Raw genomic sequence first — 11,737 nt, 5'->3', positions numbered from 1 at the left:
AAATTATTTTAAGGAGAGAAAAGAGATGAATAAGAAAAAATTAGTCACAGGATTGTTGAGTGCGGCATTCATCGGTGGCGTGTTGGTTACGACAGCATTACCGGCAGATGCGGCAAATACGTACAGTCAAAATTCCACAGGATCAATTAAATTTAAATCAGGTGGGCTAGAACTACCTCCAATTGGACCACCAATTATAGAACCAGTGCCTAAACCATCAGGTGATTTTGGTCTATTATATGTGCCAAAAGAGTTCAACTTTGCGGAAACAGCCGTTCCTACATCTGTAGTAACTACACCAACTGTGGTTCCAATTGATACAAATTGGGAAGGTAGTCCAGCAACCAATACAGGGGGGTCAGCTGGGAGCAATACGACGACGAAACATTTCGCGGTAGGCGATGTTCGTGGTAAGCGTGCAGCTGGTTGGAGATTGGAAGCGAAAATGACTGCTGAATTATCAACGGGCAGTAAAAATCTAACTGGTGCGAAAATCACAATGGCTCAAACCCTCAATGAGTTAACCCCACAACCCTCTCCAAATCCATGGCTATCAGCACCAGCAACAGCTGGGCCACATACGCCAGATACAGTGACTTCAGCAGTTACATTGGATACATCAAGCACGTTGATCATGAGTGCTGCTGCTGAAACTGTAACTGATAAGGCTGATGGTCGTGGTGAAGGGTATTGGCAAGGGAAATTTACCAATATCAACTTAAATATTCCAGCTTCAGCAATGAATGCTGTTGTCGCAGAGGAACAATACACAGGTACCATCGACTGGACATTAACAGACGCAGTTTAAAAAATAGAGTAGACAGATAGGGAATAGGTTGAAGATGAACCACTAATTTTCAACCTATTTTTATTAAGAGGAGTCCTGATGAAACAGACAAAAGTAATCTTAAGTCTCTTGATAGGGTTGATGGGTTTCTTTGGCGGAACCGCTTTTGCCGATGAAACCGAGAATACCCAAGGAATGACTGAAAATGAAAAACGTGCAGGGTTTACGGTGCAAGCCGTGTTGCCTGATAACCAAATCAATGATCGCATTAGTTTCTATCATTTATTGGTGCAGCCGGGAGGAACACAAACGGTTGAGGTTAAAATTTTCAATAGTTCTGCGGAAAAACAAACCTATCGAGTAGAAGTCATTCGAGCAGCCACCAATAAAAATGGATTGATCACCTACGATGAGCGAGACAAGCCAGCGGATAAAAGCATGCAGATGCCGATCACAAACATTGCCAAGCCTAAGAATAAAGAAGTCAGTGTCGAAGGCTATTCAGAAGGAAAAGCCGAGATCGATATCAATGTGCCGACAGAACCTTTTTCGGGTATTTCTTTAGGCGGTATCCGCATTTCATTGAAATCCGATGATGAGGATGAATCCGAGCAAGGAATGTCGGTGAAAAACACCTATGGTTATGCGATCGGAATGGTGTTGACAGAAAATGCCGACCAGCCAATTTACGGTGAGACGGAGTTGAAATTAACTGCGCTGAATCCAGAGGTTGACTATGGCAGTAAAGTTCTCGAAGCATCGATCCAAAATCCTCATCCAGAAGCGATGGAGGAGTTAGAAGCGGAAGGGAAAATTACGAAAAAGGGCAGTGATAAGGTGATTGCGAAGCATTCGCTTAAGGATTTCAAAATTGCACCGAATTCCGTCTTTCCCTTTCAAATCGATTGGGGAATGTTGGAGGTTGCAGCTGGGGAATATACCTTTACTGGAAAAGTGAAGGGGAAAACGAAAAGCTGGGAGTTTAAAGAAGACTTTACCATTACACGGGAAATGGCGAAGAAGATGAACAAGCAAACCGCCTTTCGTGTGATTATTCCTGAGGGCTGGATGACTGCCTTTTATGGTGCCATTCTATTGACTGTGATTCTTGCGCTGTTCTTAATTCTACGTCTCATAAAGCGAAAGAAAGCGAAGGAGGGAGACGAGTGAAGAAAAAAATCGGGTTGTATTTAGCCACAGGGCTATTTTGTCTCAGCGTTAGTTTTGCGTCTGTTTATGCCGCAACTTTTGAAGGGCAGTCCCCAGTGGGTGTTGGATTCTATGATCCAAATAGTACCAGCAGTTCATCAAGTTCAACTGAACCAACCACCACATCATCGACAGTTTCCAGTAGTTCAAGCAGTTCCACAGAGCCGAGTGCTACGATTGAATCTAGCAGTAAAGCACAAGTATTACCGATAACCAATGATCGAGGTGGCAGCAGCGGTAGAACTTATTGGGATACAGTGACGAATGCCGCCAGCAAGGTCTTGCCGCAAACAGGAGAGTTTATCAGTCAGAATCTTGCTTGGATTGGTATGGGGATGGTTGTTCTTGCCTTCTTCTATTTGAGAAGGAATAGGAGGAAGAAGGTATGAAAATATTAAGTAAGAAGTTTGCGAAAATTGGATTTTTGTTGGTGCTTTTGGGAAGTTTTGGGATAAGTCAGGAGGTGCAGGCAGCTCCAATAACACCAATAAATTTTACAAGGAATCTTGCACTGGACTTTGACATAAAATTATATGATGGATCAGCCTATAATGATGCTCAAGTCTTAGTTGATATTGAAGATGAAAACTGGAATCCGCTGATCAATAATGTTCGAGCTCAGAATATAGCTATTACACCAACAAACGGAAGATATTATCACAGCTATGGAATGTTTGATATAGGAAATTGGTTTGATTACCTTGATCCACTTTCGCAGAGAAATTATGGCTATATCTATTATACCAATCTTCGTGTTAAGCCTAAAAAATATATTAAGACAATTTCTCTGGGGTCTGTTAAGACATTTCATTCAGATGGGCGTAAATACAATCCTGATTGGACGTCAATTTTAACTTATGAAAATAAGGATTATCCTTTACCAGATGCCAATAATAAGTTCACAATTTTAGGAGATGGAACCCATGTTTGGAAAGAGTCAACTTTTATAACAAGTGAGCACAATCGGCCAACCGTCGAATTCGCTTCAATGCAAATAGGTGGTGGATTTGGGAATACTAATGGTGTCTACCATACTACATCATATAACCTATCGGGGCAAAAAATTCATTTTGTTGCTACACCTTATCAAGTGAAAGAGAATTTTGTTGATGATTCAGGTGTAACTATCACACCACCATCAGGGTTTACGCAAGGGAAACTAACTTATGCAAATGCGGAACAGTATACTCATACATTAAATCCAGTACCAACTAGTTATACTACTGGTGGAAAAAAATACATGTTGAAGGGTTCCTACAAAGGACCAACAAAGCCAGGCACGTTAAATCAAGCTAATCCGCCTAGTATTACAGTGGATTATACGGATTCTTCTGTTCTAGATTTTGATCAAGAGAGTCAAATTACAGTTGTTTATTCATTAGCTGCTAAGCTGACCGAAAAGTATGTGGATGAATCAGGTGTGCAAATCGATGCTACTTGGGACCCAAGTGCACCACAAGATGTAGAGAAGGATGTGCCATTCACAATCCCGCATACAATCGGTGACACAAAAACGGATAGTATGGGAGATTCTTGGGAATATGTCGGTTGGAAGTATGATACTGATCCAGCAGGAACAAAGAGAACGACTGCTACCACAGGAAATATTCCTGGTGATACAACTATTGAATATATCTATAAGTTAAGTAAAACAACCGCAAGTCTTGACCTGACACCAACACCTAAGATCGTGAACAACAATAGCAATGTTTCTTGGACATCACGTCTGACGAATACTGGAAATGCGCCATTGAAAGATTTGATTTTAAAATCTACGAGCAATTGGTCAACTGGTTTAGAGAATCCTGTTCAAGTGACTGTTACACCAGCAGGCGGTTCAGCACAGACTTTCTCTTTTAGTCCTAGCGATTGGGCCACTGGTGTAAATTTGACTGGGATTACCATTCCCAATGGTGGTTTGAACAACTATGCGGATATTACTTTTACAACGATGACTACTAACGGGAATGCAGTGAATCAAGTGTTACCAGCAGAAATTGAAGTAGCAGGGAATATCCCAACACCTGTCACGGCTGAGAATTTTGTCCGGATCGATGATCCTGATGAACCGAACTTGGAACCATTGGGGAATGCCGGTTTAATCAATATTCCTAATTTCAAATTTGGTGAAGTCGAAGTGAAGCCTTTCGCACAAACTAAAAAACTTGATACGACAGCGTATCAGTCTGGCTACCATCCATATATCCGTTTCATGGATATGGAAAGTAATGGCAACTGGAGCTTAACAGCGAAGCTTGATCAATTTAAGAGTGGAACAAAGACATTGCCAACGACCACGACAATTAAGTTGAAAAATGGTGTGTTGATGGAAGTGCAAAATTATAACAAGCATAACGAGAATTTTGCAAATCTAGTATTAGCAGGCTCAGTAAGCATTCCATCTGATAATAACTCAGTCGCCTTTACGAATGGAACGAATCAAGGGGTTTATCAGCTAGAATATGATAGCAATGGGGTTGAACTAGAGTTAATGGCCCATTCCGGTATTGCCGGCTTGTCTTATCAAGCGGATATGGAATGGACTTTAACGACAGCACCATAAAGTAAGAACCGAGAGAGAGGGTATCTATGTACAATTATGTCTGGCTATCTGCGGGGATGGGTGTGCTCGTGCTGCTTCTCGCCATCTTCTTTCTAGTCAAAGATTTGAGTTTTTGTGAGCAGACGCAACAGAAAAAAGGAACGTATTTGATTGCGAATTGGGGGATGTTTCTCTTAGCGATCGTCTGGATCGGATTGAGCATCAGTCTGTATGTCCTGATTCAGAATCAGTTAAACGGGTAAAAAAAGCCGCTCGAATCTTCGGGCGGTTTGTACATATCAATCTAAAACATCGAGGTGGAACATGAATCGGCTCTTGATCTTAACGAAAAATATTTCTGTCGAGCACTACTTGCAGGAACAGCTCCAAAAATTGAATTACGAAGTGCTGGTGTCGGTGTCTATTTGGGAAAACTGGGAGCAGTCAGGGATCATTGATCCACTCATCCACTCCTTTCAATGGCTCTTTTTAAGTGAGACGCTTTCGGATCAGGAAGTGAGACGATTTGGGGAAGCGGTCGGCTCGGAGTGTTTGGTGCGAATCGTTGGGGAAGAACCGTCTGAAGGGGCGGTATCTGATGGGCCTGTTTCTGATTGGATCTTGGCAAATGCCTCATTGGAACGCCTGCGAGAAAAATTGGTCCACAAATCGTTCGTGAATCAATCAGCCTTCCTTGACGAGCAACGCATTCAGCCCTTTTATGGCGATTCGCCATTCTCGGAGCTGAAGAAACAAGCCTTTCCGATTCGTTTTTCCGATATTCATTTCACGAAGCTGGAAAAGGATATTATCAATCGGTTAGTCGCGGCGAAGGATTTGTCTTTACCCAGAGAAGAGCTGTGTCATGGCTGGCGCTCAAAGAATCAACATTCCAAACTAAGTCAGTTACCCTCCTCGATTACGAGAATTCGGAAAAAAGTGTTAGACGCTTATGGAATCAAGGATGCGGTGATGACGGTTTGGGGTGAAGGGTATCAGTTGAACACCTATTTTTATCACTGTTTGTTAAAGGGCGAGTTTCACACTAGCCATACGTAAAAAGTCACTAGAAAGAAGGAATAACCCATGAGTCAGATTTTATTATTTACCAATAATCCATTGAATGAACAGTCCTTTGAAGAACGGCTGCGGCAATTAGGGCATGAAGTGTTTACCACTAAACGATTGATCGACCTTTGCCTATTGGAGAATACAAACCACGAGTTTATCCGTATTTTCCAACAGATCATCTTAAGCGAGACGATCGCAAATGCCGAAGTAAAAGAATTGGTTCGCGCATTAAAAGCCTATTCGATCCCACTCTTCCGAAAATCCGACGAGCAACTAGAAGAGGCACAGCTGGAAGAATGGGAGGAATTAGGAATTACTGATTGGATCGAAAGCTGCCCATCCATTGAAGTACTGAGAGAAAAGTTAAGTGGCGACAAGGTTAGAAATGGTGAAAAAATCGTCTACTTACCTAAGTCAGAAAGCAAGCGACCGCTGACTGCCTTATCCTTGAGCAGTGGTGAGCTGAAGCTTTTCCAGATTCTCTATGAGTATCAAAAACAAACCGTTTCACGGCAGGAATTGTGTCTACGGATGTGGAATAGAGACAAGACAAATTCCAGTATGTCTCAGCTATCGGTGATGGTGAAGCACTTGAAAAATAAATTAACCGATCAGGGAATCAAAGGCCCAATCATCGAGACTTGTTGGGGACAAGGGTATCGATTGGATGAGCGGGTGTACGAGCAGGTGTATATTGATTCAGAAGGGTTAAAGTATGGGAATGAGTAATCGTTTAGTAATGAGCACCGATTCTCTTTGAAATGAGGGAGTGGGTGCTTTTTTGTTGTAAACATGTTTAAAAAAATAAATGAACAGTTCTTTTTATTTAAGTTGTGAAAAGTAATTTCTTAATTTATGAGTACCTTTATTTTAGAGGTTTTGCAAAAATGAACATTCATTAGGGAAAGGTGGGGATATGTGGTGAAATATTATGCGGTGAAAGAGGGATATAATCCGGGGATTTATGAAAGTTGGTCAGATGCAGAAAAACAAGTGAAAGGTTATTCGGGGGCAAAATTCAAGTCTTTCCCTTCTAAAGAAGCGGCAATAGAATATTTAGAAGGAGCGGAAAATACACAGATAGAAGAATTGTCTGAAAGTATTGATAACAAACTAAAGAATTATATTGAAGTCTTTGTTGATGGTTCGTATTCTCCAGAGGAAAATATTTATGGATCTGGTTGGGTTGCAGTAAAAAATGATGAGCCGATACAAAAACGTTCATTTTCTGGGACTGATGAGAGATATGTAAATTCTAATCAAGTTCCAGGTGAAGTTTTCGCATGTATAGATGCAATAAATTGGGCAAAGGAAGAAGGGTATACTGAAGTTATTGTGTCATATGATTACGAAGGTATTGAGTTTTGGGCGACGGGTGAATGGAAAGCGAAGAAACCTGTCTCTCTGGACTACGTTACGATGTTTAGACAAGCATCACAAGATATAAGAGTCATTTTTAAAAAGGTGAAAGCTCATTCGGGAGTTAATTTTAATGAAGTTGCTGATAAACTGGCAAAAAGCGCTTTGCTTAAGAGAGGTATAAGAACTAATAGGGATGGTGGGGTCACAATTTTTGGTATAGATCGTGACGAGTTAGAAATGGTCTATGAATTAATCGAGGAGGAGAATCCAGGCTTTGACTTACGTGTCAATGGAGAGAAAAAAGGTTGTATTAATTATATTTTAACTTCTGAGAAAGATAGAATTATTATAAATTGTTACGATACTGGGAGAACAGTCGTTCAAGGGAAAGATTCTTCATTTATGCAATATGTATTGACTTTGTTGATACAATTATGCGAAAGTGATGAGGAAGTTGTTGAAACACTTAACGCTTTTAATAGTATAAAAATTGATATTAACATCGTTGAGGAGAAATTCAATAGCGAGTTACCTAACTACAAGCGTATGTCTAGTAAACTGGATAAGACTTTACGACAGGCGGCATACAATTTAACTATTGATGCGGTGCGGTATGATTATTCAGACTTGCCTATGCCAATCCTTAGATCAATAGATTTTCTTTTACATGATATTCTCGGATCAATTGGCTTGAGTACAGTAACTTCTAAAGGTACAAATTTTTTCGGTTATTTTGATTGTGATACAGCAAATGTTTATAGGTTACAAGAAGCTCATGCGGAAAAGTTTGATGATACAAACAAATGCACCTATTTGAATGAATTATATAATTTCTATCAAGTAAATAGGCATACCTTATTTCATTGGGATGAAGAATCAGAAGAGACCAGAGTCTTAGAAACAATTGAGGAAGCCAGAGATGTTTTGAGTGAGGGATTCAAACTATTTGATAGGTATTATTTGCTTTTCCATTAAATAAAAAGCAAATTTGTTGAAAAAGATTTGATGAGCGATCATGATATAATAGATAGGAAAGGAGGAATTAACATGATGGCAGTTCACGATGAAAAAAAATCTCATTCTCGGTATTTTGATAGTTTAGATTTAGGTAAAAGTGCTGAACAAAGGTTCTTATTGATTTTTAAATCATATACGTCTCCAAGTTACCATTTGAAGAATGAAAAATTATTTGAGCGTGATTTTTCTGGAGAAATTATTCTTGATAGAATGCTTCATGTTGGTAACTCCAAAGATCGTTTTATCAAGTATCAGATTGTTGAAGGTACGGTGATAGATAACTCCGGCGTTGTAATTAATTTGGATAGGAAAAATGATATACGTCGCATGGCAAATGAAATGTATCGAGAATATCCTGAGATAATTGCAAATTCAATTCTGAATAAAAGTCAAAAGAAATTACTATTACATGGCTTATCGATTTAAAATTCCCGTGACGGGTAAATTCTGAAGTATCGAAATGAGTAAGTGAGCACCGATTCTCCTTGGAATGAAGGAGGGGGGTGCTTTTTTGTATACGACTTTAGCATTGAGAGATAAAGTAGTTGTGCTTATTATCATAAAATTGTAAATTATTGTGATAATCGATAATTTACAATTTTATGATAATTCTGATAGATATGTAAACTAAAAGGAGAGACGAAATGATCGTTTCTCCTACAACTTGTCTTTTGATCTGATTTTTATATTCTGGAACTTATCTCTTTTAAGCTTCTTAATTTTTTCTCCATAGTTACCTCAGTTAATGTTTGTACTAACAACCTCTCTTAATACAGACCGTTCAAGGCGGTAGTATGGGTTTAACAAAAAAGTAATTCGTCGTCCCCGCTAAAGGATATGACGGATTACTTTTTGTTGTTTTTAAGCAACGCTAATCAATTTTCTGAATCTATTCATGCGAAAAATTTGATACTATGATAAAATGCAGACGACCTTAATGACGGCTAGGAGACAGGCTTATGTATACAAAAGAAGTTTTCAACAATAAAATGAGCAGTTGGATCAATATCGATGCGGAAAATACGGACGAATTAAAGAATCTCTATCATGATTATGGGATTGATCGAGAATTTGTGGATTATTCCTTGGACCGCAATGAACGGGCTCATCTAGATTATGACAAAACCACCGATGTACTGTTGCTGATCTTTAATGCGCCGAATCGGCGTAAGATTGACAATCATTATGAAACGGTGCCGATGACGTTCATCGTGGTTAATCGAACATTGATTACGGTGACGAATCAGCAGAATAAATACTTGTATTTCGAAATCAAAAGTTACTTGGAGAAAAATCCTGAGAGCACGCTGTTTGAGCTGCTCTTTGGCAGTCTTTTCATTGTTTCGGATCAGTATTTTCCATTTGTCGAGGGGATGGATCGTGATCGGAAGCGTATTAGTAACCTACTAAAGGAAAAGACCACCAAACAGAATTTATTGCTATTATCAGATTTAGAGACAGGGATCGTTTATTTCGTGACGGCTTCGCGGCAAAATGTGTTATTAGTGCAGCAGATCAAAAGCCATGGTATCTATCGTCGTTTAAGTGATCAGGAAAAGGAACGGTTGGATGATGTTTTGATCGAAGCGCAGCAATTGGTGGAGATGACGAAGCTATCTTCGCAAATTTTACAGCAATTATCTGGTACGTATAACAATGTTTTGAACAATAATTTGAATGATACGATGCGTGTTTTGACAGTGTTATCTGTCCTTTTAACCATTCCTACAATTGTCTCCGGCTTTTTTGGTATGAACATGCCTTTGCCGCTTGAGCACAACGCTTTTGGTTGGATGATTACAATCATTGTCAGCCTGCTTTTGTGGCTGGGGTTGTCCTATGTGTTGAGACGATTGATGAAGTAACGAGTGAGTGGGGAATTTTGTGAGGTGATCGCTAAGAATAGTATTGGATTCAGTGATTCCTACCAATCCTATTCTTGACAAAATGAGGTCATGAATAAGACGTACCAATAACTATGATTGGATAAAAACGAGTCTGGAATTCGTTGAAAAACTTAAAGAACTGAAAAGAATGGAACGATCGTTCTTTCTGATGTTCAGAAACGGTTTGGACTATAGGGTAAATAAATTGATGACAAAATCCTTTGATAACACGTTGTAATAGTGCTCTCGAAGGATTTTTGTCATCGATGATTGCCATTTTAGTTAAAAGATGTATTGAAAAAAATCGTCATTTTATCAAACGGAATAAGGGGCATTTGATCGTATAGGTCGGTATGAGAAGCGCCTGGAATGATCATTAATTCCTTATTTTTACCAGTTAATTTCTTATAGACATCCTGGCTGAAATAGAGGGAGTGTGCGTTTTCCCCATGAATCATCAATACCGCATTTCGAATTTCATTGCTATAGTGCAGGATCGGCATATTCATGAAGGATAATGCCGAAGTGATATTCCAGCCGTTATTGGAGTTCAGCGATCGGGTGTGATACCCGCGAGCAGTTTTGTAATAGGCATGATAATCCTTTACAAACTGTGGAGCATCTTCTGGCAATGGATTAACGACACCACCAGCTAATGCGTAGCTTCCATTTCTATAATCCTCAATCCGTTGGGTATTCAAGGTTTCTTTTAGCTCGTATCGAGCGTTCTCATCGAGTGCATCAAAATATCCCTTTGCGTTTACGTGAGACATGTCATACATGGTAGCGGTCACGGTAGCTTTGATCCGTGTATCGATGGCTGCAGCATTTAGCGCCATGCCGCCCCAACCGCAGATTCCGATGATCCCAATTTTTTTTGGATCGACGTTTTCCTGAAGGGATAGAAAGTCAACGGCCGCTTGAAAATCCTCTGTATTAATATCGGGTGAGGCGACATTCCGCGGAAATCCGCCACTTTCTCCTGTAAATGAGGGATCAAAAGCCATCGTCAAAAAGCCTTTTTCTGCCATCGTCTGAGCATAGAGGCCGGATGATTGTTCCTTCACAGCGCCGAAAGGTCCGCTCACTGCGATGGCTGCTAGTTTTTCATTGCTTTGTTTTGGTTCATACAAATCAGCTGCCAATGTGATTCCGTAACGATTTTGAAAAGTAACTTTACGATGATTGATTTTTTCACTTTTTAGAAAAACTTTATCCCATTCTGGGGTCATTGTTAAATCTTGTACCATAATTTTCACTCCTTTAATAGATAGTTGACAAGTTCTGATTGGGTATATTAGTATGTTAATACCTAAACCTGACTTTAGGTCAAGAAGGAAAGTGAAAAAGAAAGGAGAATTCTATGTATACAATCGGCCAAGTGTCTCAAATGTTTGATCTCCCTGTCTCTACACTAAGATATTATGATAAAGAAGGATTATTTCCGGAGATTCAGAGAGAATCGGGGATTCGAAAATTTTCAGACAATGAGTTAGAAGCTCTTAGAGTCATTGAGTGTTTAAAAAAGTCTGGCTTAGAAATTAAGGACATTAAACAATTCATGGAGTGGAGCAAACAGGGAAGTGAGACCTTCGAAGTGCGAAGGGAACTTTTCGAAAAACAAAAAGCAGCTGTGGAAGATGAGATAGCAAAATTAAATAGAGTTCTCGATATGATTCATTATAAGTGTTGGTACTATGATGAAGCGATGAAAATGGGTAATGAAGATAGACTCAAAGCGCTTACACCAGAGGAACTACCGATAACGATCAAAGCTCATTACGAGCGATCTCATTAACAATCTATGAAGTCTTTTAAACAGACACGATTCCCTATAGAGTGGAACGTGTCTTTTTTATTGAA

Annotated in this window: 12 protein-coding genes; 11 read left to right on the top strand and 1 reads right to left on the bottom strand. The window is 39.6% G+C overall.

Going from position 1 to position 11,737, the window contains the following annotated elements:
- The first annotated feature begins 25 nt into the window (after positions 1–25).
- The 10 genes from IGI44_RS13300 to IGI44_RS13255 all read left to right on the top strand — a co-directional run bounded on the left by IGI44_RS13300 (position 26) and on the right by IGI44_RS13255 (position 9,853).
- Positions 26–808, top strand: a complete 783-nt coding sequence (locus IGI44_RS13300; RefSeq protein ID WP_438788205.1) for a WxL domain-containing protein — start codon at positions 26–28, stop codon at positions 806–808.
- 78 nt (positions 809–886) lie between these two features.
- The gene (locus IGI44_RS13295; RefSeq protein WP_438788203.1) at positions 887–1,957 is read left to right on the top strand and encodes a DUF916 and DUF3324 domain-containing protein; all 1,071 of its coding nucleotides are present in this window, start codon (positions 887–889) and stop codon (positions 1,955–1,957) included.
- Entirely contained in the window at positions 1,954–2,385 is a 432-nt protein-coding gene (locus IGI44_RS13290; protein WP_438788202.1) for an LPXTG cell wall anchor domain-containing protein, read from the top strand. The genes IGI44_RS13295 and IGI44_RS13290 overlap by 4 nt, the downstream gene beginning before the upstream one ends.
- Positions 2,382–4,559, top strand: a complete 2,178-nt coding sequence (locus IGI44_RS13285; RefSeq protein WP_438788201.1) for a WxL domain-containing protein — start codon at positions 2,382–2,384, stop codon at positions 4,557–4,559. The genes IGI44_RS13290 and IGI44_RS13285 overlap by 4 nt, the downstream gene beginning before the upstream one ends.
- Positions 4,560–4,585: 26 nt before the next feature.
- Positions 4,586–4,801, top strand: a complete 216-nt coding sequence (locus tag IGI44_RS13280; protein WP_438788200.1) for a hypothetical protein — start codon at positions 4,586–4,588, stop codon at positions 4,799–4,801.
- 61 nt (positions 4,802–4,862) lie between these two features.
- Complete coding sequence (locus tag IGI44_RS13275; RefSeq protein WP_438788199.1) at positions 4,863–5,597, top strand: helix-turn-helix domain-containing protein; 735 nt, start codon at positions 4,863–4,865, stop codon at positions 5,595–5,597.
- A 27-nt stretch (positions 5,598–5,624) separates the two neighbouring features.
- Entirely contained in the window at positions 5,625–6,338 is a 714-nt protein-coding gene (locus tag IGI44_RS13270) for a helix-turn-helix domain-containing protein (RefSeq protein WP_438788198.1), read from the top strand.
- Positions 6,339–6,527: 189 nt separating this feature from the next.
- Entirely contained in the window at positions 6,528–7,946 is a 1,419-nt protein-coding gene (locus IGI44_RS13265; RefSeq protein ID WP_438788197.1) for a ribonuclease H1 domain-containing protein, read from the top strand.
- 72 nt (positions 7,947–8,018) lie between these two features.
- Positions 8,019–8,414, top strand: a complete 396-nt coding sequence (locus IGI44_RS13260; protein ID WP_438788196.1) for a type II toxin-antitoxin system RnlB family antitoxin — start codon at positions 8,019–8,021, stop codon at positions 8,412–8,414.
- A 533-nt stretch (positions 8,415–8,947) separates the two neighbouring features.
- A complete protein-coding gene (locus tag IGI44_RS13255) occupies positions 8,948–9,853 on the top strand; it encodes a magnesium transporter CorA family protein (protein WP_438781953.1) in 906 nt (301 codons plus the stop codon).
- 299 nt (positions 9,854–10,152) lie between these two features.
- Here IGI44_RS13255 and IGI44_RS13250 read toward each other — a convergent pair whose 3' ends face one another.
- A complete protein-coding gene (locus tag IGI44_RS13250; protein ID WP_438788194.1) occupies positions 10,153–11,124 on the bottom strand; it encodes an alpha/beta hydrolase in 972 nt (323 codons plus the stop codon).
- Positions 11,125–11,237: 113 nt separating this feature from the next.
- Here IGI44_RS13250 and IGI44_RS13245 point away from each other — a divergent pair, with 113 nt between their 5' ends.
- Positions 11,238–11,672 (top strand): MerR family transcriptional regulator, encoded by a 435-nt coding sequence (locus IGI44_RS13245; protein WP_438788193.1) that lies wholly within the window; start codon positions 11,238–11,240, stop codon positions 11,670–11,672.
- Positions 11,673–11,737 lie beyond the last annotated feature (65 nt).

It is taken from the genome of Enterococcus sp. DIV0756 (assembly GCF_051710745.1).
GTDB lineage: Bacteria > Bacillota > Bacilli > Lactobacillales > Enterococcaceae > Enterococcus_A.
The sequence above is the reverse complement of the archived record's forward strand: the minus strand, read 5'-3'. Positions and strand labels throughout refer to the sequence as shown.